The organism is Acinetobacter sp. Tol 5 (assembly GCF_019702905.1).
GTDB lineage: Bacteria > Pseudomonadota > Gammaproteobacteria > Pseudomonadales > Moraxellaceae > Acinetobacter > Acinetobacter bereziniae.
Window position 1 is genome coordinate 296620 of the sequence record NZ_AP024708.1, and the last position, 23700, is coordinate 320319.

General features: G+C 39.3%; 17 protein-coding genes. 12 read left to right on the forward strand and 5 right to left on the reverse strand.

Annotated elements, in window-relative coordinates:
- Window positions 1-2: 2 nt before the first annotated feature.
- The 3 genes from rpoB (at window position 3) to TOL5_RS01395 (ending at window position 9072) form a co-directional block, all read left to right on the forward strand.
- On the forward strand, window positions 3-4091 hold the full coding sequence (rpoB, locus tag TOL5_RS01385) for a DNA-directed RNA polymerase subunit beta (RefSeq protein WP_004826241.1): 4089 nt from the start codon (window positions 3-5) through the stop codon (window positions 4089-4091).
- 145 nt (window positions 4092-4236) lie between these two features.
- Complete coding sequence (rpoC, locus tag TOL5_RS01390) at window positions 4237-8430, forward strand: DNA-directed RNA polymerase subunit beta' (protein ID WP_004826243.1); 4194 nt, start codon at window positions 4237-4239, stop codon at window positions 8428-8430.
- Window positions 8431-8514: 84 nt separating this feature from the next.
- Window positions 8515-9072, forward strand: coding sequence for a hypothetical protein (locus TOL5_RS01395; RefSeq protein ID WP_121774645.1), 558 nt, complete (start codon window positions 8515-8517; stop codon window positions 9070-9072).
- 87 nt (window positions 9073-9159) lie between these two features.
- On the opposite strand, the gene TOL5_RS01400 is transcribed toward TOL5_RS01395, so the two are convergent.
- The gene (locus tag TOL5_RS01400; RefSeq protein WP_221260635.1) at window positions 9160-10524 is read right to left on the reverse strand and encodes an amino acid permease; all 1365 of its coding nucleotides are present in this window, start codon (window positions 10522-10524) and stop codon (window positions 9160-9162) included.
- Window positions 10525-10790: 266 nt separating this feature from the next.
- On the opposite strand from TOL5_RS01400, the gene TOL5_RS01405 reads away from it, so the two are divergent.
- Window positions 10791-11147 carry a hypothetical protein gene (locus TOL5_RS01405; RefSeq protein WP_004826248.1) on the forward strand — a complete coding sequence of 119 codons (357 nt, stop codon included), beginning with the start codon at window positions 10791-10793 and terminating at the stop codon, window positions 11145-11147.
- Between the two features lie 136 nt (window positions 11148-11283).
- Here the strand turns inward: TOL5_RS01405 and TOL5_RS01410 are convergent, their stop codons facing one another.
- Window positions 11284-11772 (reverse strand): PaaI family thioesterase, encoded by a 489-nt coding sequence (locus tag TOL5_RS01410; RefSeq protein ID WP_005035285.1) that lies wholly within the window; start codon window positions 11770-11772, stop codon window positions 11284-11286.
- Window positions 11773-11892: 120 nt separating this feature from the next.
- On the opposite strand from TOL5_RS01410, the gene TOL5_RS01415 reads away from it, so the two are divergent.
- From TOL5_RS01415 to TOL5_RS01440, 6 genes are all read left to right on the forward strand, one after another.
- Window positions 11893-12762, forward strand: a complete 870-nt coding sequence (locus TOL5_RS01415) for an alpha/beta fold hydrolase (RefSeq protein ID WP_121774644.1) — start codon at window positions 11893-11895, stop codon at window positions 12760-12762.
- Window positions 12763-12892: 130 nt separating this feature from the next.
- A complete protein-coding gene (locus tag TOL5_RS01420; RefSeq protein ID WP_005035290.1) occupies window positions 12893-14308 on the forward strand; it encodes a Na+/H+ antiporter family protein in 1416 nt (471 codons plus the stop codon).
- Window positions 14309-14692: 384 nt separating this feature from the next.
- Window positions 14693-15304 carry an OmpW/AlkL family protein gene (locus tag TOL5_RS01425; RefSeq protein WP_009584462.1) on the forward strand — a complete coding sequence of 204 codons (612 nt, stop codon included), beginning with the start codon at window positions 14693-14695 and terminating at the stop codon, window positions 15302-15304.
- 161 nt (window positions 15305-15465) lie between these two features.
- Window positions 15466-15807: a lysozyme inhibitor LprI family protein gene (locus tag TOL5_RS01430; protein WP_009584443.1), complete on the forward strand. Its 342-nt coding sequence runs from the start codon at window positions 15466-15468 to the stop codon at window positions 15805-15807.
- 93 nt (window positions 15808-15900) lie between these two features.
- Window positions 15901-17832, forward strand: coding sequence for a molecular chaperone HtpG (htpG, locus tag TOL5_RS01435; protein ID WP_042089619.1), 1932 nt, complete (start codon window positions 15901-15903; stop codon window positions 17830-17832).
- A gap of 60 nt (window positions 17833-17892) precedes the next feature.
- Entirely contained in the window at window positions 17893-18297 is a 405-nt protein-coding gene (locus TOL5_RS01440; RefSeq protein ID WP_009584432.1) for a hypothetical protein, read from the forward strand.
- Between the two features lie 80 nt (window positions 18298-18377).
- Here the strand turns inward: TOL5_RS01440 and TOL5_RS01445 are convergent, their stop codons facing one another.
- Complete coding sequence (locus TOL5_RS01445; protein ID WP_042089620.1) at window positions 18378-19517, reverse strand: hypothetical protein; 1140 nt, start codon at window positions 19515-19517, stop codon at window positions 18378-18380.
- A 642-nt stretch (window positions 19518-20159) separates the two neighbouring features.
- Entirely contained in the window at window positions 20160-20861 is a 702-nt protein-coding gene (locus TOL5_RS01450) for a DsbA family oxidoreductase (RefSeq protein WP_004826262.1), read from the reverse strand.
- A 177-nt stretch (window positions 20862-21038) separates the two neighbouring features.
- Between TOL5_RS01450 and TOL5_RS01455 the strand changes: the two genes are divergently transcribed.
- Window positions 21039-21788, forward strand: coding sequence for a hypothetical protein (locus tag TOL5_RS01455; RefSeq protein WP_005035299.1), 750 nt, complete (start codon window positions 21039-21041; stop codon window positions 21786-21788).
- Between the two features lie 44 nt (window positions 21789-21832).
- Complete coding sequence (locus tag TOL5_RS01460) at window positions 21833-22663, forward strand: DKNYY domain-containing protein (protein ID WP_121774275.1); 831 nt, start codon at window positions 21833-21835, stop codon at window positions 22661-22663.
- 118 nt (window positions 22664-22781) lie between these two features.
- Here TOL5_RS01460 and TOL5_RS01465 read toward each other — a convergent pair whose 3' ends face one another.
- A complete protein-coding gene (locus tag TOL5_RS01465) occupies window positions 22782-23135 on the reverse strand; it encodes a MerR family transcriptional regulator (protein WP_009584431.1) in 354 nt (117 codons plus the stop codon).
- Between the last annotated feature and the right edge of the window lie 565 nt (window positions 23136-23700).

Genomic DNA, 23700 nt, shown 5'->3' on the forward strand with positions numbered 1-23700 from the left:
AGATGGCATACTCATATACCGAAAAGAAACGGATCCGTAAGAATTTTGGTAAATTGCCCCAAGTCATGCATGCTCCGTACTTGCTCGCGATTCAAGTCGACTCGTACAGAACATTCTTGCAAGATGGCAAAACTCCAAAAAATCGCGAAGATATCGGTCTCCAAGCTGCATTTCGTTCAGTTTTTCCTATTGAAAGTTATTCGGGCAATGCTGCTTTAGAATTCGTTGAGTATAGTCTTGGTAAACCAGAGTTTGATGTTCGCGAGTGTATTCTTCGCGGTTCAACCTTTGCGGCACCAATGCGCGTTAAAATTCGTTTGATCATCAAAGATCGTGAAACGAAATCTATCAAAGACGTACGTGAACAAGAAGTGTACATGGGTGAAATGCCACTCATGACTGAGAATGGTACTTTTGTAATCAATGGTACTGAGCGTGTAATCGTATCTCAATTACACCGTTCTCCAGGCGTCTTCTTTGATCACGATAAGGGTAAAACTCATTCAAGTGGTAAAGTGCTTTATTCAGCACGTATCATTCCTTACCGTGGGTCATGGTTGGATTTTGAATTTGATGCTAAAGACTTAGTATTTGTTCGTATTGACCGTCGTCGTAAATTGTTGGCGACTGTTATTCTACGTGCATTGAACTATAGCAATGAACAAATTCTCAATATGTTCTATGAGAAAGTACCTGTATATCTTGATATGGGTAGCTATCAGATTGACCTTGTTCCAGAACGCCTTCGCGGTGAAATGGCGCAGTTCGATATTGCAGACAATGACGGTAAAGTGATTGTTGAACAAGGTAAACGTATCAATGCACGTCATGTGCGTCAAATGGAAGCTGCGGGTTTAACTAAACTTTCTGTTCCTGATGAATACTTGTATGAGCGTATTACAGCTGAAGATATTACTTTACGTGATGGTGAAGTGATTGCTGCCAATACCATTTTAAGCCATGAAGTATTGGTTAAAATCGCTGAAGGTGGTGTTAAACAATTTAACATCTTGTTCACCAATGATATCGATCGTGGTTCGTTTGTTGCAGATACACTACGTGCAGATACGACAACAGGTCGTGAAGAAGCACTTGTAGAAATCTACAAAGTCATGCGTCCAGGTGAGCCACCAACAAAAGAAGCGGCTGAAAACTTATTCAATAACTTATTCTTCTCTACAGAGCGTTATGACTTGTCTCCTGTAGGTCGTATGAAGTTTAACCGTCGTTTGGGTCGTCCTTATGAAGTCGGTACAGATCAGAAGTCTCGTGAAGTAGAAGGTATTCTTTCTAACGATGACATCATTGATGTATTGAAAACATTGGTAGAAATCCGTAACGGTAAAGGTGAAGTCGACGATATCGATCACTTAGGTAACCGTCGTGTACGTTCTGTTGGTGAAATGACAGAAAACCAATTCCGTGTTGGTCTAGTTCGTGTTGAACGTGCTGTAAAAGAGCGTTTAAACCAAGCTGAAACAGATAACTTGTCTCCACAAGATTTGATCAATGCGAAACCAGTTGCAGCTGCAATCAAAGAATTCTTTGGTTCAAGCCAATTGTCTCAGTTTATGGATCAAAACAATCCATTGTCTGAAATTACGCACAAACGTCGTGTTTCAGCGCTTGGTCCTGGTGGTTTGACACGTGAACGCGCAGGCTTTGAGGTACGTGACGTACATCAAACTCACTATGGTCGTGTATGTCCAATTGAGACACCTGAAGGTCCAAACATTGGTTTGATCAACTCACTTTCTGTATATGCAAAAGCCAACAACTTCGGTTTCTTGGAAACTCCATACCGTAAAGTGGTTGATGGTCGTGTAACGGATGATGTTGAGTATTTATCTGCGATTGAAGAAGTAGGCACTGTAATTGCACAAGCCGATTCTGGTGTAGATAAAGACGGTCACTTGACTGAAGAATTCGTTTCTGTACGTCATCAAGGTGAATTCGTTCGTATGCCTCCTGAAAAAGTGACGCATATGGATGTATCTGCTCAGCAGGTTGTTTCTGTTGCTGCATCACTTATTCCATTCCTTGAACACGATGATGCGAACCGTGCATTAATGGGTTCAAACATGCAACGTCAGGCTGTTCCTACACTGCTTGCTGACAAGCCACTTGTTGGTACAGGTATGGAAGCAAACGTAGCGCATGACTCTGGTGTGTGTGTAATCGCAAAACGTGGCGGACGTATTGAGTTCGTTGATGCTTCTCGTGTTGTTATTCGTGTAAACGAAGATGAAATGATCGCGGGTGAAGCAGGTGTAGATATCTACAACTTGATCAAATACACACGTTCAAACCAAAACACTTGTATCAACCAAAAAGTTCTTGTGAGCTTGGGCGATAAAGTAGGTCGTGGTGACGTTCTTGCTGATGGTCCATCGACTGACGGTGGTGAGTTAGCGCTTGGTCAAAACATGCGTGTCGCGTTCATGACGTGGAACGGTTATAACTACGAAGACTCGATCTTATTATCTGAGCGTGTACTTCAAGAAGACCGTTTGACTTCGATTCACATCCAAGAGTTGTCATGTGTAGCGCGTGATACCAAGTTAGGTGCAGAAGAAATTACTGCAGATATTCCTAACGTGGGTGAAGCAGCTTTATCTAAACTTGATGAATCAGGTATTGTTTATATCGGTGCTGAAGTTTCAGCAGGTGACATCCTTGTTGGTAAGGTAACGCCTAAAGGTGAAACACAATTAACACCTGAAGAAAAATTACTTCGTGCAATTTTCGGTGAAAAAGCTGCGGATGTAAAAGACTCTTCTTTACGTGTTTCTTCAAGCGTAAAAGGTACAGTGATTGACGTTCAAGTGTTTACACGTGACGGTATCGAGAAAGATGAGCGTGCTCAAGCAATTGAAAAAGCGCAACTTGATGCTTACCGTAAAGACTTGAAAGAAGAATTCAAAATCTTCGAAGAAGCTGCTCGTGAACGTATTGTGCGTTTATTGAAAGGTCAAGAGTCAAATGGTGGTGGTACAACGAAACGTGGTGACAAGCTAACTGAAGACGTATTGTCTAACTTAGAGCTTGTTGATCTGTTAGAAGTTCAACCAGCAGACGAAGGTATTGCTGAGCGTTTAACGCAGATTCAAGTGTTCTTGAAAGAGAAGAGCCACGAGATCGATGAGAAGTTTGCTGAGAAAAAACGTAAACTTTCAACGGGTGATGAACTGACAACTGGTGTGTTGAAAGTTGTTAAAGTTTATCTTGCTGTTAAACGTCGTATCCAGCCTGGTGATAAGATGGCGGGTCGTCACGGTAACAAGGGTGTTGTATCAAACATCTTACCAGTTGAAGACATGCCGCATGACATCCATGGTGTTCCAGTGGATGTGGTACTTAACCCACTCGGTGTACCATCACGTATGAACGTGGGTCAGATTCTTGAAACTCACTTGGGTATGGCAGCGAAAGGTCTTGGCGATAAGATCGACAAGATGATGAAAGAGCAACGTACTGTTCTTGAACTTCGTGAATTCTTAGACAAGATTTATAACAAAGTTGGTGGCGAGCAAGAAGATCTTGATAGCTTGACTGATGAAGAAATCTTGGTGTTATCAGGTAACTTGCGTAAAGGTGTTCCTTTAGCTACACCAGTATTTGATGGTGCAGAAGAAGGACAAATCAAAGAGTTACTTGAACTTGGTGGTATCTCACGTACAGGTCAAACAGTATTGTATGATGGACGTACAGGTGAGCGTTTTGACCGCCCAGTAACAGTAGGTTATATGTACATGCTCAAGTTGAACCACTTGGTTGACGACAAAATGCATGCACGTTCTACTGGTTCTTACTCACTCGTGACTCAACAACCGCTTGGTGGTAAAGCACAATTCGGTGGTCAGCGTTTCGGTGAGATGGAAGTTTGGGCACTTGAGGCTTATGGTGCTGCTTATACACTTCAAGAAATGTTAACTGTGAAATCGGATGACGTTGAAGGTCGTACTCGCATCTATAAGAACATTGTAGATGGTAACCATTATATGGATCCGGGTATGCCTGAATCGTTCAACGTATTGACCAAAGAGATCCGTTCTTTAGGTATCAACATTGAACTGAAAAATGGTGACTAAATCCCCCTTGATCCCCCTTTGTTAAAGGGGGGGATTTCCCTCTCTTTCTTAAAGAGGGGTAGGGGAGATTCCAAATCTCAGTGAAAAAACAATATTTGTGACCCAGCCGTAGAGAAAATGCCTCTTCGGCACACGGAGAAAAAAATTGAAAGACTTGCTCGATATCATGCGCAAAAAGACGGACTCAGACGGTCATGCTCCAGTAGAGTTTGATCGCATCCGTATTGGTCTTGCGTCACCAGAAATGATTAAGTCATGGTCTCACGGTGAAGTTAAAAAACCAGAAACCATTAACTATCGTACGTTTAAGCCAGAACGTGATGGTTTATTCTGTGCCAAAATCTTTGGTCCAGTAAAAGATTACGAATGCTTGTGCGGTAAATACAAGCGTATGAAATACAAAGGCGTCATTTGTGAAAAATGTGGCGTTGAAGTAACAACTGCGAAAGTTCGTCGTGAGCGTATGGGTCACATCGAATTGGCTTCTCCTGTTGCTCATATTTGGTTCTTGAAATCATTACCAAGCCGTATCGGTTTACTTCTTGATATGACTTTGCGTGATATCGAACGTGTATTGTATTTCGAATCTTATGTGGTGACTGATCCAGGCATGACGCCAATGGAGAAGTACCAACTTCTTAATGATGAAGAATACTTTACTGCGTTAGAAGAACACGGTGATGAATTCAGCGCTAAAATGGGTGCTGAAGCAGTTCAAGACTTGTTGAAAGATATTGATCTTGAAGCTGAAATTTCTCGTTTACGTGAAGAAATTCCAAACACAACTTCAGAAACTAAGCTTAAAAAAGCGTCTAAACGTTTGAAGTTGATGGAAGCGTTCAAAGAGTCAAACAACAAGCCAGAATGGATGGTGATGAATGTACTTCCTGTACTTCCACCTGATCTTCGTCCGTTAGTACCGCTTGAAGGTGGTCGTTTTGCGACTTCTGACTTGAACGATCTTTACCGTCGTGTGATTAACCGTAACAACCGTTTAAAACGTCTTCTTGACCTTGCTGCGCCAGACATTATCGTACGTAACGAAAAACGTATGTTACAAGAGTCTGTCGATGCATTGTTAGACAACGGTCGTCGTGGTCGTGCGATTACAGGTTCGAACAAACGTCCGCTTAAATCTTTGGCTGATATGATCAAAGGTAAACAAGGTCGTTTCCGTCAAAACTTACTTGGTAAGCGTGTTGACTATTCAGGTCGTTCGGTGATTACCGTAGGTCCATCATTACGTTTGCACCAATGTGGTCTTCCAAAGAAAATGGCACTTGAATTATTCAAGCCATTCATTTTTGCGAAATTACAAGCTTCAGGTCAAGCAACAACCATTAAAGCTGCGAAGAAAATGGTTGAGCGTGAAACACCAGAAGTATGGGACGTTCTTGCATCTGTAATTCGTCAGCATCCTGTAATGTTGAACCGTGCGCCAACACTTCACCGTTTAGGTCTTCAAGCGTTTGAACCTATCTTGATTGAAGGTAAAGCGATTCGTTTACACCCACTCGTATGTGCTGCGTTTAACGCCGACTTCGATGGTGACCAAATGGCGGTTCACGTACCATTAACACTTGAAGCTCAGTTAGAAGCTCGTGCGTTAATGATGTCGACAAACAACATCTTGTCACCTGCAAATGGTGAGCCAATCATCGTACCTTCTCAGGACGTTGTATTGGGTCTTTACTACATCACACGTGATGCAGTGAACGCCAAAGGTGAAGGCATGGTGTTTGCGGACACACATGAAGTAAACCGTGCACTTGCGACAGGTCAAGTTGATTTACATGCTCGTGTTAAAGCGCGTGTACACCAAACAGTGATTGATGACAACGGTAACCGTGAACATCAAACTATTGTTGTAGATACAACACCGGGTCGTTGCTTACTTTGGGAAGTTGTTCCTGAAGGTATGGATTTCCAACAAATCAACGTAGAGATGACCAAGAAAAACATCTCTAAATTGATTAACTCTTGCTACCGTAAATTAGGTTTGAAAGATACTGTTATCTTTGCTGACCAATTGATGTACTTGGGCTTCCGTCAAGCAACACGTTCAGGTGTTTCTGTGGGTATGGAAGACATGTTGATTCCACCACAAAAGCAAGCAATTATTGAAAAAGCTGAAGTTGAAGTTCGTGAAATTGAACAACAATTCGAGCAAGGTTTCGTAACTGCTGGTGAGCGTTATAACAAAGTTGTCGACATTTGGGCGCGTACCAACGACCAAGTTGCAAAAGCGATGATGGATAACTTGTCATTCACAACTGTTAAAAATAAACAGGGTGAAGATGAGAAGCAAAAATCATTCAACAGTATCTACATGATGTCTGACTCTGGTGCCCGTGGTTCGGCAGCTCAGATTCGTCAGCTTGCAGGTATGCGTGGTTTGATGGCTAAACCAGATGGTTCGATCATTGAAACACCGATTAAAGCAAACTTCCGTGAAGGTTTGACAGTACTTCAGTACTTCATTTCAACACACGGTGCGCGTAAAGGTTTGGCAGATACAGCACTTAAAACTGCGAACTCAGGTTACTTAACACGTCGTCTTGTCGACGTAGCACAAGATTTGGTCATTACTGAGCCAGATTGTGGTACTTATGACGGTCTTGTAATGACTCCATTCATTCAAGGCGGTGATGTCATCGAGAACTTAGGTGCTCGAGTATTGGGTCGTGTACTTGCTGAAGATGTCAAGAAACCAGGTACAGATGATGTCCTTCTTCCACGTAACACATTGATCGACGAGAAACTTGCAACGTTCCTTGAAGATAACGGTGTTGACGAAGTTAAAGTACGTTCAGTTGTTAACTGTGCTTCAACATTCGGTGTATGTGCGAAATGTTATGGTCGTGACTTGGCTCGCGGTCACTTGGTGAATCCAGGTGAATCTGTTGGGGTTATGGCTGCACAATCAATTGGTGAACCTGGTACACAGTTAACCATGCGTACATTCCACGTGGGTGGTGCTGCAAGCCGAACTTCTGCTGCAAACAGTGTACAAGTACGTAACAAAGGTACAGTTCGTTTCCATAACGTTAAAACTGTTCAACATGCCAAAGGTCATTTGGTATCTGTTTCACGTTCAGGTGAAATCGGTATTGCGGATGACTTAGGTCGTGAGCGTGAGCGTTATAAACTTCCATACGGTGCGTCGATCTTGATCAAAGATGGTCAACCTGTAGAAGGCGGCGGTATTGTTGCAACTTGGGATCCGCATACACATCCATTGGTAACAGAAGTTGCTGGTAAAGCACGTTTCAGCCAAATTGCTGATGGTGTAACTGCAACATCGAAAACTGATGATGCAACAGGTATGACGACTGTTGAAATCTTACCTGTAACAGCTCGTCCTGCTTCTGGTAAAGATTTACGTCCTGCAATCGTGTTGGATACAACCGATGGCGGCGAACAGTTCTACTTCTTGCCACAAAATACAATCGTGACTGTTCGTGATGGCGAAACGATTGGTGTGGGTGATGTCATTGGTCGTGTACCACAAGAAACTTCACGTACTCGTGATATTACCGGTGGTCTGCCACGTGTAGCTGACTTGTTCGAAGCACGTAAGCCGAAAGAGCATGCGATCCTTGCTGAAATTTCAGGTGTTGTAAGCTTTGGTAAAGAAACCAAAGGTAAGAACCGCTTAGTGATTACACCAGATGATGGCTCTGAAATTTATGAAGAGTTGATTCCTAAATGGCGTACCATTAACGTGTTTGAAGGTGAGCATGTGAACCGTGGTGAAACCATTTCTGATGGTCCACAGAACCCACATGACATCTTACGTTTGAAAGGTGAAGTTGCATTAACCAACTACATCGTGAACGAAGTTCAAGACGTTTACCGCTTACAAGGTGTAAAAATCAACGATAAGCATATCGAAGTGATCGTGCGTCAAATGTTGCGTAAAGTTGACATTACTGATGGCGGCGATACAAGCTTCATCAAAGGCGAACAAGTGGATTACATCCGCGTTGTGGGCGAAAACCAAGCGGTATTGGCTCAGAACAAGTTCCCTGCGAAGTATGAACGTCAATTGATGGGTATTACCAAAGCATCGCTTTCTACTGACTCGTTCATCTCTGCTGCATCGTTCCAGGAAACCACACGTGTGTTAACTGAAGCGGCTGTAACAGGTAAAGAAGATGATTTACGTGGCTTGAAAGAAAACGTTGTTGTAGGTCGCTTGATTCCAGCAGGTACTGGTCTTGCATACCACTTAGAACGTCGTCGTCAAGAAGCAGAAGCTGCTGAGCATGAGCTTGTAAATGACTTCTCCGAAGTTGATCAAGCATTCTCTCAGGCTTTAAACGAAGATTCTTTCTAAGTTAAACAGCTTTTGAAATGAAGAAGACGCCTTAGGGCGTCTTTTTTTATATAATCAAAAAATGGAAATTAAAATCAATCTAGAATGAAAATAAATACTGTAGTGAAGACCTTAACTTTGATGACGATTTGTCCATTATTGTTCATGATGTTGCTGCCTGCACCTGCACTGGAACATGGTTGGCAAATTGATATGATGCAATGGATCAATCAATTTTTAAAAATTCAAAGTACCACCACAGGTGAGCTGGAACAATTTAGCCTGTTTGTTAAGACCTACCTGAGCTTGCTGTGTCCACTGTGGGCGTTACTGATTATTTATGCGATAGATAAAGATGATAAAGTTGAGCAACCTAAACTCAATCAGTTTAAACCTTTAGATGCGGTGATCATTTTTGCTTGTTTCTCATTTTGCATTGGCTTTGCAACGATACTGAGTCTATGGCATTTAAATCCTTCATTGGTGTCTATCCGTGTTAAAAACAGTTATTTATTTCGAGTTTTGTATGAGTACAAATTGGGAATTATTTTGGCTGAACTGTTTTACTTTGGCATTCTCCTTTTAGCACTAACAGGGATTTTAGGTGTTCTATTTGCCATCATCATCAATATCAAACAACGATTAATGTACAAGTCGGAATGATAAATTTTAATAAATCGCAGAACTAAGGGAACAAAAAAAACCGCTGGAATTCAGCGGTTTTAAGTTCAGTGAAACCCAAATTTTTATTTATGAAGATCGTGGTTTCATCCAAAGTTGATAAGCAACAGCCAATAAGGCAAGCCAAATCGCGCCAACATAAAGTGCAGGACGTGAGGCTGGGAAATAACCAATCATGGCAATGACAAAGACCATAAATGCTGTGGCTAAAATCGGTGCAACAGGCCATCCAACTACAGGGAAATCGAGCTTTTTAATTTCTTCAGCACTGAGTTTTTTCCGCATACCAAACTGGGCTAATAAAATCATTAACCACACATAAACAGTTGCAAATGTTGCAATTGAGGCAATGATTTCAAACACATTTTCAGGAATCAGGTAATTTAAGAGTACCCCAACCAAAAGCACGCTTGCCATGACGATTACGGTCATAAACGGTACGCCATTTCTTGATGTTTTGGCAAAACTTGCTGGCGCTTTGCCTTTGATTGCCATGCCATACATCATTCGCCCGGCGCCAAAAACATCACTGTTAATTGCAGAAACAGCAGCAGTAATCACCACAATGTTTAGAACGGCAGCCGCTGATTTGATCCCTAGGCTTTCAAATATTTGCACAAATGGACTGCCATGAGAACCGATTTGATTCCAAGGAAAAATCGACATCAGTACAAAAATAGTCAATACATAGAATAGGATGATGCGAAAAGGAACAGCATTGATGGCTTGAGGTATTGCCACTTTAGGATCTTTGGTTTCTCCAGCAGTCACACCAATGATTTCTATACCACCAAATGCAAAAACAACCACAGAAAAGCAGGCAATAAAACCAGCAATACCATTGGGAAAGAAACCGCCATGTGTCCAAAGGTTCGATATACCTGAACTAAATTCAGTATGTGGAATATGTAAACCGTAGAGCATGATGCCAAAACCACCCAAAATCATGGCAATAATGGCAGTGACCTTAACGATGGATAACCAAAATTCCAATTCACCATAGACTTTGACATGGATCAGGTTAATCGCACCCAAAAAGAAAATTAGAGACAGAATCCAAACCCAACGTGCAACATCGGGAAACCAAAACCCCATGTAAATTCCAAAGGCAGTGACATCGGCGATCGCAACAATGACCATCTCAAAGACATAGGTCCAACCTGTGGTAAAACCTGCAAATGGACTGATATATTCAGAAGCGTAATGACTAAAAGAATCTGAAACAGGATTATGGACAGCCATTTCACCTAGTGCACGCATCACAATATAAATTGCAATGCCTGCAATCATATAAGCCAGTAGTACAGATGGACCTGCTTGCTGTATAGCCGAGGCTGAACCGTAGAATAAACCTGTGCCAATAGCAGAACCTAAAGCAAGGAAACGGATGTGGCGGGTATTGAGTCCCCGTTTTAAAGTGGAAGTTTGTGACATGATAAGCTCCAGTCTTAGCTATAGTTTATAGGAGCTTGATAATGAGTTCATGCTTTTATCCGTAAAATAAGCAATTTACCTTCCATGAATACACCATGTGTAGCGATTGGATCAAAGCTTAAGTCATTGCCGAGTGTTAAACAAAGTTACAAATGGATGCAATAAAGCAATCATTTCCTCACGAATTTATCTTTACTTTCCATGAGATAATTTCAAGTGTAAGAGCTGTTTGATTGACTTTTTGTAATAACAGAAGGAATAAGAGCATGAAAAAGCAAATAATGACCATGATGTGTGTAGCTTTACCTATCGTGATGCTGACAGGTTGTGAAAACATGTCTGCAAATGATAAGCGTATCGGTTCCGCAGCGCTTGGTGGTGCTGTTGGTGGTGGCTTAGGTAATCATGCAGGTAATGGTATTGGTGCGGCTGTCGGTGCTGGTGGTGGCGCGGCTGTAGGAAGCAAGGCAAGTAATGGTTCAAATCGCAACGCAACTTATAGTGGTGTTGGTGCAGGTATTGGTTCAGTGATTGGTAAAGGTATTCTAGGCGGTGACGCTGGTGCTGCAATTGGTGGTGCAATTGGTGGTGGCGCAGGTGCAGCCATTGAGCAAAACAAATAAGTCACTCAATGAACGATAAAAACGCTATGGTGTATTGATTCAGCATAGCGTTTTTTTATTTCTATCGTTTATATTTAACTTATTTAGTAGACCATTAAACAGGTTTAAATGATATGAAGATCATGCACTAAAGTCATTAACGTTTTAACGGATGTGGATTCTTACGACGGATATAAACGGTTTTTTGTACTTCAGCAATTCGTAACCCTGAATCATCAAAAATATTTAAAGTGTAGTTACGATACACAGGCTTATAGTTCTGTGCCAGATCTTTAACATGTTCGATTTCAGCAGCATCCAATCGAATATCGGCATAAACCGTACTGCGTCCGGGTGATAGAAAATTAATGCTCGCAGCTTTGTCCCACACCATGTATTTAGGACCAAGGTGATGCATCAAAAGAAGCATATAAAATGGGTCAACCATCGAATATAAACTGCCACCAAAGTGAACCCCAACAATGTTTTGATTGTTGCGTGTCAGTGGCATTTTGACCCGAATATGATAGTTTTTCAGATCAATTTTTTCGATTTCAATTCCTGCACCTTTGTATGGAGAAAAATGATTCAACATAAATCTAGATACAAATGGAATTGTCTGTAGTTTCTTGATTAGCGCATTCATGGTCAATTCTAGTTATCTATTTTTCAACCATAATAAAGAACTCAAGGCAAAGTGGCATTGATCGAAATGCCCTCTAGAGCGAAATCATAGCCAATGGTGAAAACAATAAAAGGTGACTCAATGCAAGCGCAAACTTATTGGATCTCGACACAGGATAAGCAAAAACTTTATGCAAAAACATGGGGGAATGCTGAAAACCCCGCGTTGGTCTTGGTGCATGGTTATCCTGATAATCAGGAAGTTTGGGAACCGATTATAGAGCAATTGATTTCACAATTTTATATTGTGACCTATGATGTTCGTGGTGCAGGGCAATCCTCTATTCCAAAACGTATCCGTGATTATGCTTTACCGCGGTTATCGCTAGATTTGGAATGTGTGGTCAATGAAGTACTGCCCGAACGTCAGTTTCATTTAGCTGCCCATGATTGGGGGTCAATTCAATCTTGGGAATCGGTTACTGAAACAAAATTTAAAAATCGTATTTTGTCTTATACCACCATGTCAGGACCATGTTTAGATCATGCCGCATTTTGGATGCGTGAGCAGTTTTTACATGAAAAACCTAAATTTTTTAAACAATTATTGAAATCTTGGTACATTGTTGCTTTTCAACTTCCGATTCTTGCACCTACCGTCTGGCATTTTTTCAGTCCACAGCGTTGGGGTGCAATTTTAGCGCAATTGGAGAAGACGAAAGATCTACCTTTAAACTCAAATATTGCGAAAGATGGTGAACATGGTATTGGGTTATATCGCGCTAATTTTTTACCACGTTTAGCACGTCCACGTCAGCGTTTTGCGATCTGCCCTGTGCAAGCAGTGGTTCTTTTAAAAGATAAATTTGTCAGTCCTGCGTTGATTGATGAAGTGCCAAAGTGGGCAACTGAATTTGAACGTGTTGAGGTTAATGCAAATCACTGGGCGGTACTGAGTCGACCTCAAGAAATTGCACAATATATTCAAGAATTTGCACTGAAAAATAATTAAAAGCTGATACCCTGAATCGAGGTGATCAATACTGGTTACCTCGTTATTTCACCATCAATTGGATGAATTTACAGCTTCACTGATATGAATCTGATAAAATATCGCCTTTCAAATTTTCGTAAATTTTTCTATGAATGCTGTCGTTATTGCGATTGCCGTGATGTTTATTTTATCACTGGCACGAGTTTCTGTTGTTTTAACATTGGTCATTTCAGCAATTATAGGTGGTTTGGTCGCTGGTTTAAGCTTAGCTGACACTGTTCAAGCATTTAATGCGGGCTTGGGTGATGGTGCTGAAGTGGCATTGGCATACGCTGTATTAGGTGCTTTTGCTTTGGCATTGTCCAAGTCAGGATTACCTGATTTATTGGCATACAAGTTAATTGGTCTGTTGGGGATGGAAGCGACTCAAAAACAAGCAACAAAAGTAAAATTTTTACTGTTGGGAATTTTGTTGATTGCCGCTATTTGTTCGCAAAACTTGATTCCTGTCCATATTGCTTTTATTCCAGTACTGGTTCCACCATTATTAAAAGTAATGAACCATTTAAAACTTGATCGCCGTGCGGCAGCATGTGTCCTGACATTAGGGTTAGTTGGAACTTACATTTTCCTTCCTGTTGGTTTTGGTGCCATTTTCTTAGAGCAAATTTTGATGGGTAACATCAATAAAATCGGAGCAGCATATCAACTTCATGTAGAACGAAGCATGATGCCTATCGGGATGGCAATTCCTGTGCTTGGTATGGTGATCGGCACTTTGGTTGCAGTATTTATCAGTTACCGTAAACCTCGTCTATATGTTGATCGTGATGTTGCACCCATCACCACCATTGATTTAGACAAACCGCTTCGTGCAGTCAATGTGGAAGAACTCAAAGCAGATGGTATTGCTTTAGGACAGCAAGCCAAACAAGCTCCTGTAATTGCAACGAAAACCATTTTAATGGCTTTGTTGGCAATCGTTTTAACGCTAATCTCGCAACTGTATTCTGGTTCAATGATTCTTGGGGGATTGGTTGGTTTTGCTGTATTGTCTGCGGCAGGAATTTTTAAATGGCAAGAAGCGGATGATGTTTTTGTGCAAGGCATGCGCATGATGGCATTGGTCGGTTTTATCATGATTTCTGCTGCTGGATTTGCCTCAGTTATGACGCATACAGGAGATATCAATCATTTGGTCAATGGTGTGGTACATCTGATCGGTGATAATAAAGCTTTGGCGGCATTTTTGATGCTGTTCATTGGTTTATTTGTGACAATTGGAATCGGTTCATCTTTCTCAAGCGTTCCTGTGCTTGCAGTGATTTATGTGCCATTGTGTGTGCAATTTGGTTTTTCGCCACTGGCAACGGTCGCACTCATTGGTACTGCGGCAGCGCTTGGTGATGCGGGTTCTCCTGCCTCAGACTCTACACTCGGACCTACAGCAGGTTTAGGAGTGGATGGGCAGCATGATCATATTTGGGATACTGTTGTACCTACATTTATCCATTTTAATATTCCTTTATTGGTCTTTGGCTGGATTGCAGCTATGGTTTTATAGAGTGTTATAGCGAATATTTGAGGCTGTTTATGATGCAATCTAAACAGCTTTTTTTGCTTATAAGTATTTTATGATTCAAAGTTTGATTTTTAACCAATGCAAAAAAGTAGAATGGTTCTTATCTTTCAATAAATTTTAAATATAATATGTATTTTGTATGCATTATTAATTTATAATAATAAGCTGATTATTTTATGAAAAATTGCTCAATAATCTTGATTAATTTGGTCGGTTTTTAAAACCAACTATTTTAATATGATTAAAATAAATTTATATATATAACAATTACTTAAAAATAAAGATTATTTTTGTGTTTAAATAGATGTTGCAAAATAATTAATACCTATGTTTAATGTTAATTAATAACAACGCGGGGTATTTATAATGTTAAAGCAACTTGCTCTTATTACATTAATGGGAATTTCTTCTGCTTCATTTGCAGACTGGCAAGTCAAAGTTGGTGGTTCGGTGATTTCACCTACTCAAGACACCAATGTTGCAGGTGTTGGTACTGTGAAAGCCGATCATGAATATGCTTTTACACCATCTGTAGAATATTTCTTTGGTGAAACACCATTTTCAGCTGAGCTTTTGTTAGCTGCACCGATCAGCCATGATGTAAATTTGGATGGTGAAAAAGCAGTTAAACTTAAACATTTACCACCAACTGTTACTTTTAAATATAACTTTAAAAACTCAACACGTTTTACACCATACATTGGTGTAGGTGGTACAGCATTTGTTGCGTGGGATGAAGAATCAACTGGCGCATTAACTGGCACGAAAGTAAAAGTGAAAGATGACTTTGGTTTTGCTGGTCAAATTGGTTTTAATTTCCAACCAGCCGATGCGAAAAACTGGGGTGTTTTCTTTGATGCACGTTATGCGCAACTTAGCCCAGAAGTGAAAGTGACTGCCGGTGGCGCAACTGCTGCAAAATTTGACTTAGATATTGATCCAGTAATCTACACTTTAGGTTATAGCTATAGATTCTAAGTAGATACATTAAAAAGCTCGGTACATACCGAGCTTTTTATTTTTAAACCGATCATTTTTTGTTTGAAACAAGAAACCATAAAAAATAGTCATTTTTGACTATATAACAATGTACAAAATCAATTTAATCTAAAACTCATCACTTTATTTTTTGAATGAATATGAAATTACGAATTCCAATAATATTTTTACTTAGCAGCGGCATTTCAATTACTCATGCAGCCAGTTTTAACTGTGATCATGCCCAAACCAAAACAGAGCACCGTATCTGCGAACAACGCAGTCTAAATGATGCAGATGTTAAAATGGCGACAACCTACAACATTATTCGAAAATTAGTTCCTATGGGAACACGTGGAGTCATTCAAGACCAACAAGTGAAATGGTTACAACTGCGCAATCAATGTCAGGATAATGTGCGTTGTTTGACTGATGCATATCAAATGCGACAACAAAAACTTGAGACTTATATGAATCGAGTCTATGAACAGGGTCCATTTTAAAAAAAATTTGGTTTTACTATTGAAATATGCTTAAACCACTCCATTTCATACAGCATTCGATAAAAAAGCGTTATGAATTTACGGAGTGATTTTATGAGCGAACAGAACGCACAACAAAATTCAAAAAAGCACAGCTTCCAAGCAGAAGTGGCTCAGCTTTTACATTTAGTGACGCATTCACTGTATTCAAATCCTGAAATTTTCCTGCGTGAATTGATTTCTAATGCCTCAGATGCATGTGATAAATTGCGTTTTGAAGGAATTAATCATCCAGAATTTTATGAAAATGATCCGAACTTACACGTACGTGTCAGTCTAGACAAAGATGCGAAAACCATTACGATTTCAGACAATGGGATTGGTTTAAGCCAACAAGAAGCGATTGATAACTTGGGTACGATTGCCAAGTCTGGAACCAAAGACTTTATGTCTAAGCTGTCTGGTGATCAAAAAGCCGATGCACAGTTGATTGGTCAATTCGGTGTTGGTTTTTATTCAGGCTTTATTGTTGCAGACAAAATCACAGTTGAATCTCGCCGTGCGGGTCTGGATGCATCTGAAGGTGTCCGTTGGATCAGTGGTGGAACGGGTGATTTTGAAGTCGCTCAAATTGATAAGGCTTCACGTGGAACAGATATCATCTTGCATTTACGTGATGATGCTCTGGACTATTTAGAAACCTATAAAGTAAAACAAATTATCAATAAATATTCTGATCATATCAGTTTGCCAATCGAAATGCAGAAAGAGGTATGGCAGGAAGAAGAAGCGGTTGAAGGCGAAGAGAAAAAGCCTGGTCAATACGTTAAAACGGATGAATGGGAAGCCATTAACTCTGCAAGCGCATTGTGGACACGCAGTAAAGGCGACATCACAGAAGAGCAGTATGTTGAGTTTTATAAGAACCTGACACATGATTTCGAAGCACCACTTGCATGGGCACACAATCGTGTTGAAGGAAGTACGGAGTATACCCAACTACTTTATATTCCAAGCAAAGCACCAAGTAATATTTTCACACGTGAAGCGAAAGCGGGCATTAAATTGTATGTAAAACGCGTGTTTATTATGGATGATGCAGATAATTTGATTCCAAACTATCTCCGTTTTGTACAAGGTATTGTAGATAGTGCAGATCTTCCATTAAATGTCAGTCGTGAACTTCTACAAGAAAGTCGTGATGTGAAAACCATTCGTGAAGGCAACACACGCCGTGTTTTAACCACATTAGATGCTTTGGCGAAATCTGAAGATGAAGCAGATCAAGAAAAGTTCAAAACTTTCTATGCTGAATTTGGCTCAGTGATCAAAGAAGGTCTGGGTGAAGACTTTGGTAATCGCGAAAGAATTCTTAAACTTTTACGCTTCTCTACATCGACCAATGATGATGTTTCAACTTCATTGGAAGCGTATAAAGCACGTATGAAAGAAGGGCAAAAGGCGATTTATTATGTGACTGCGGATAGCCTTGCTGCTGCTAAAAACTCACCACAATTAGAATTGTTCCGTAAAAAAGACATTGAAGTGCTATTGATGGCAGATCGTGTTGATGAATGGGCAATGGAATTTGTACATGAGTTTGATGGCACACCGATGCAGAATGTCGCAAAAGGTGCTGTTGATCTCGGTGACTTACAAGATGCTGAAGAGAAAAAGGCACTTGAAGCCGCGGCTGAGCAATTCAAGCCAGTGGTTGAAAAACTATCAGATTCATTAAAAGCCAAAACTAAAGAAGTGCGTGTGACGACTCGTTTAGTCGATTCACCTGCATGTTTAGTCACTAGCGAAGGTGAGCTTTCTCCACAATTGATTCGTATGTTGAAGCAAGCAGGGCAAGCTGTCCCAGAATCTAAACCAATTTTGGAAATTAACCCAGAACATCCTTTGGTGAAAAAATTGGATGGTTCTGCACAGTTTGATGATCTAGCCAATGTGATTTTCGATCAAGCGGTAATCGCAGAAGGCGGTTTACCAGATGATCCTGCTGAGTATGTAAAACGTATCAATAATTTATTATTGAAATAAATCGTTGTTGTTTTTCAGAAAGCCTATCTTTAAGATAGGCTTTTTGTTGAAAAATATAAAATGATCAAACTTAAAAGAATTCAATTGATCAGCGGTTTAGTCTTGAGCTCTACCCTGATAACCCCAGTATCCGCATATGAACTTCCTGCTGTTGAAAAACGCCGTGCCAATACTACAGATTTATCTGTACACAATGCGATGTTTCTAAGACAAGGCACTGAAACTTCTGTATTGGGAATATTAAAAAAAAGTGGGAAAAACTATGAATTGGCGAGCTCGGATGGTCAGCGTGGTGGTTCATTTCCAATAGCTGTGCATCCAAGTCTTAAAATAGATGATGATTTAGTGGGAAAAGAAGTCCGAGCGATTGGACGCATGACTTATGAAACGATGTCGATGCCGAATTCAATTGGAACTTTATATAGTTTTAAATTAGAACTTTATACTATAGAAGCCATACGCTAGTGCGGATCAACAGACTTGTCTCAAGCGAAGTGGATAAGTAAGAACTTATCCACAGTTGCGTTTAAATATTCATCTAATGCTTAAAATAACGCTTCTAAACGAACCAAGGCACTTGGAAAGTGACTACGGTCTTCGCGACGGTCATTAAAATAATTTAAATCACCTTGGACATAGAACCATTCACGCCAAACAGGTTGTCGCCAAGAGATAAATGGTCCCCAACTGTTCAGTTTAAGGTCATTATTATTATAATAACCTCCAGTATAAATACCGTAGTTAAAACGATTGTTTTTAAAGAATTGATGTTGACGATAGGTGCGGTTATCCCAAGTTAGATCATCGTCTTGTTCATCGGCATAGGTCAGATAAAATTGGTTGGAAATAAACGGCTGATTTGGTCGTGCGTGAGTCAATTCTAAGTTGGTTCTTAGGTAGTTCTCACTGTCGATCCCATAACGATAAATCTGTTCAGCGTGGAAGGTAAAATCATTTCCCAAAGACCAGTCTCTTTGTGCTTTTAAGCGCGCATAAACATCATCCCCTGAACGGATACCTAAGTCTGCATCTAAATCAAAGGGCAAACGTTTTGACAGTTGTGACCAACGGAGTGCAATCGAACTATTATCATCTCTGATTTGTTTACCATCGATTCTTTTGTTTGGATCACCATCCGAATGATTATTTGAAATCGCAATATTGTTGGCAATTTCATCATCTAATGAATCATCACCAAAAACCACACTTAAACGATTTTCTAAGGTAGGGAGTTTAATCTTACCTCGGATACGTGGATTTACATCATAACCATCATGCTTATTCCACTGATTATCAACCAGAATACGTAATGTTGCAGTTGCAGGGCGAGTTGGGTCAGTTTCTCCAAACCATCCATCCATTTTATTGGCTGTACGATCTACCCAATCGCTGAGTTTTTTCTGCTTTTTATCCGCCCATGTCTGGTCTTCTGTGGCTTGTGTTGGAGGCACAATTACTTGATCAGATTGTTCAGGAAAAATCGTTGGTGTTGAGTCAACGATTTTTGGAATATAGTTGAGTAAGCCTTTTTCCTCTGCCTCAATCGAAGATAATGATTTGCTTGAGTCAGCTTTCTTTGCATCGAGACTATGATTTAGCTCTGCAAAAGCAGAATTCCCCAAAAGACCACCTAATAATAAGGCATAAGGTAATTTTGAGAAAATTAACGATGGAATTTTCTTCATATGCATACTTTCTTAAACGTTGAGTCATTCAGTTTTTAATTTTCAACATCACTATGCCTGAAAAAAACAGTAAATTTCAATTCAATACTGAGAATAGGTACAAAAAACATAAAGTATTGATAAATGAAGTGTATAAATCAAAGGGCAGAACCATGCAAAAAGTACATTTCATCAGTAAAACTGATTATTAATTAAAAATGAAGGATTTATTTTGAATATATTTTAAAGTAGGAAAAATCACTTCAATGTCTAAAAATCATTCAGGATTGTGGATAACTTTGTTTTTATCCTCAAGTGATATTTTATCTGGTGATATACAAAAAAGCCTCCCAAAGGGAGGCTCTTCTGTCTTATAAAATAAGAAAAAATAAGAAACTACAGCGCAAGAATTTCGTGGAAACGAAAAATATGTGCTGATCATAATCTAAGAAAAAAAGTCTGAATAGTTGCTTTTTTGCAACGCTGTATTGCAAAAATGACACGTAAATATATCTAAAAAGTCAATTCAAAATAAGTAATCGAAATGTTTGATAATATTGTGCTCTTAGATGCTAATTTATTTTACTTTTCAAATAATGAATATTCAACTTTGATCTAAATATATTGAAGAACTCCATTTGAAGAGTTCTTCAATATTGCTATTTATTTATTCGGTACATCACAAGCGTCATCATTGCAGACAGGAGCATCTTGTTGTTCAACATCTTCATCACTTGCAGTTTCCAGTGCTTTTTGTAAGACCTGAACAAATACTTCACGAGGTTGAGCACCTGCAAGAGCAACACGTTGATCAAATACAAAGAATGGTACACCTGTGACTTTCAATTGCTCATGGGCAACTTGCTCGTCAAATTTTACAAAGTCGGCATATTCTTCAGAATCCAATACATCATCGACTTCTACAGGGTTCAAACCTATACGTGATGCTACATCTTCAATGGTTTCACGTTCACCGATCGGTAAGCCTTGTGTCATATAACTATAGAAAAATGCTTCTTCCGCTTCTGAACCAAGTCCTTTGCTTTGTGCAAGATGGATGATGCGATGGGCGTTAAATGTATTGCCTGAGTTGGCATTTTCCCAATTAAATTGAATGCCTTCCTCAAGTGCCATGGTTGCAATATTACGTTGCATGTCTTCAACTTCTGCAATAGTACGACCATATTTTTGCGCAAGACGTTCTGAGTTTGAAACTTCTTGGCGTGGTGGCGCATCTGGATCAAGTTCAAAACTATGCCAATGGACTTCAAGTTCGATACCTGCTTGTTCTGCCGCTGCTTCTAAACGTTTTTTACCGATATAACAGAATGGGCAAACTACATCTGACCAAATATCTACGCGCATAGGAAATCTCTACAATCTAATTACTGCTTATGATGGGGTCCAGTAAGGAAAATTTAAAGTCAAATTTTGATCATCAAAAGTAGACTACGTTATTTATCATAATTTTGTAGAAATAATATACAGAAATGAGTTGCTTAGGATATTCTAAGATATCTATAACATGGTTTGGAGACTGGTATGCGTCGAATTTTGATCGTGTTCGGTATCATTTTTCTGGCAATTATTGGATTTTTCTACTACGACCATACTTCAATCAAAAATGAAGAAGCAAATCGACAAGCATTTGATATGGTCATGACCGACAAGATGCGCCAACTTTCAGAGCAAGCACAAGATCGCGCTAAGCCTGTCAATATTGATATTCACGATGCTCGATTAAAAGGTGACTATAAAATTTTGTCAGAGTTCTTGCTTAAATATTGGATCAAGAATATTGATACACGAAATGCTTATTTAAATCAGCTTGCAGCGGCTAAGTGGGACCATTTTTTAGATGTAAATCGTTTGGATGCAGACCGTAAGCAAAATTATGTTGAAACCACTCAGATGCTAGGAACTGTGCGTCAAGCCATGCAACAATATCAACAGAACAATATGAAAAATAAAAACGAGGCGCTTGCTGAATTAAAAAAATCTACTTTACGTAAAGATTTGAAAAAACCTTTACAAGATAAACTTGAACAAAGTGCACAACTTGATCCTGAAAATGCGTTGATTTTAAATGAATTACAAATTTTAGGAAAAGCTGAGACCATGTTTGACATGCTGAAAAAATATCAATGGCAGAAACAAGGCAATCAAATTTTGTTTAAAGAAGATGCCCAGGTCAAACAGTTTAACCAGTTGTATCAAGACGTCCTTAAACTAAATAGTCAGATCAATCAGAAAAAGGAACAGAATGCTGAGGTGTTACAAGAAGCTTTGTGAACTCAATACATAGAATTGGATCAATAAGAAATATAAAACGATGGATGCCTATTGCAATATTTATACTGCTATTGGTTGGTGGCATAAGTTATGTCTATCAGACGCCATTTTTGGTTAAACAAGACTGCAAAAGTGTTGCATTATATCGTTATCATTTTGGTATCTATCAAATTGATCGTGATCCAATTCTTGGGTTTGATCGTTATAAAAAGGTCTATGGCTGGAAACAGTTTTTAGGTATAGCAGCCATTCTCTGTGCTGAACAAATTGAGTACGACAAATGTGCTAGCGAAGAGAAGCAAGCAGCCTTGAATGCCGAGCAGGAAAATAAACAATGGGTCCATGTACGGGATAATTTATATATCAATGCTCATCATCAATTGGCATTAAAGTTTCCCTACGCAAATCGTTGCAACCATTTATTCTCTGAACATGTTCAGCCCAGCAAGAGTCTGTCTATGTTTAGCGATCGTTTTTATACACATTTCGGTTTCGGTGAGGATAACGAGCTTTCATTGACAGGAACAATTGATAGCTCGACATTTAAGAGATTAAACCCTTCCAACTTTTATCAAGATAAACGTCATGTTTATCGTTATTTCAACATGCTTGATGGTGGTAATTTTTCTATTTTGGAAGATGCAGATCCAAAAACCTTTAAGTTATTAGGCGATTGCTATGCTAAAGATCGCCATCATATTTACGAAGAACGTTTTGGTCTGCTTAGGGATGCTGATTATGCCACTTTTAAAAGTGGCGCTGATGTTGGATGTATCGCAAAGGATAAAAAAGGTTATTGGTTTTGGGATGAGCGAAAATCTTGGGATGATTTGGATTCTGAAGAAAGAGAACGGGTCAGCGTGCTTGAACATTGAAAGTGTAAGCAATCCGATCAATACAGTCATTGATGTATTGATCAGTTTATTTCAATCAAATAACGTATGATCTGAGCGCAATAAAATGAGTGAAAGTGAGTTTTATAAAATTATATTCTTACTCAACCTTTCCCTTGATTAGAAAAGATTTTAATAAGTCTTCTGATTGTTTTAGCTTGGAAATTTTCTCTGAAATATTCTTTAACTCCATGTTTAATGCGTGTTTGGCAATTGGGCATAAAGTAAATTTTTCCTCACCCAAGTCAAAACAGGGCAGTAAAAGTTTAATGTCTTTTAGATGCATTCCAGCATCGTTGAGCACTTTAATTTTATGAATATCTTCAATATCTTTTTGACTATAAAAGCGATAATGATTTGCTGTTCGTAGAGGATGAATTAATCCTAATTCTTCATAATAACGGAGCATACGAGGACTGATTTGAGTCAGTGCAGCAACTTTAGCAAGGTTCATCATATACCTCTTGACTGTAACAGTACTGTTTGAGTTTATAGTCAATACACTGACCAAACAAGCTGAAGCAATGATGGACTTTGAACAGAAGCAACAACTGATCTGAAAATCTTTTCAATATATTGAATATCGGTGATCTAGATTAAAGAGTACTTGAGCCATATACAGAAGATATTGAATTATTTTTCCTAAATTTGGACGACATCATGGAAAAGAATCAATTCAAATATTTGCTGAATGATTATCCATATCGCCTCAGATAGGCAGACCATCTATATTCCAATAATATTTATCGGCTTAGAATGCTGTTTTTTGACTAAGCCAAGACGTTTATAAAAGTCGATGAATGAAAATTATAAGCCTAAGGTTATTGAATATTTTAGTTGATTGATCACTTGAAAATGAAAATTTATAAATCTTAAAGATGCCAAAAAATACAACATCTCTCAGTAAAATATAAATGATGGCTTTTTTATTTAGAATGTTCAGTAAGAAAATATATATGTTTTTTAATAAGAAAATTAAACGTCGTTACCGTTTATCTGAGCTTTAGTGAATCCAACTT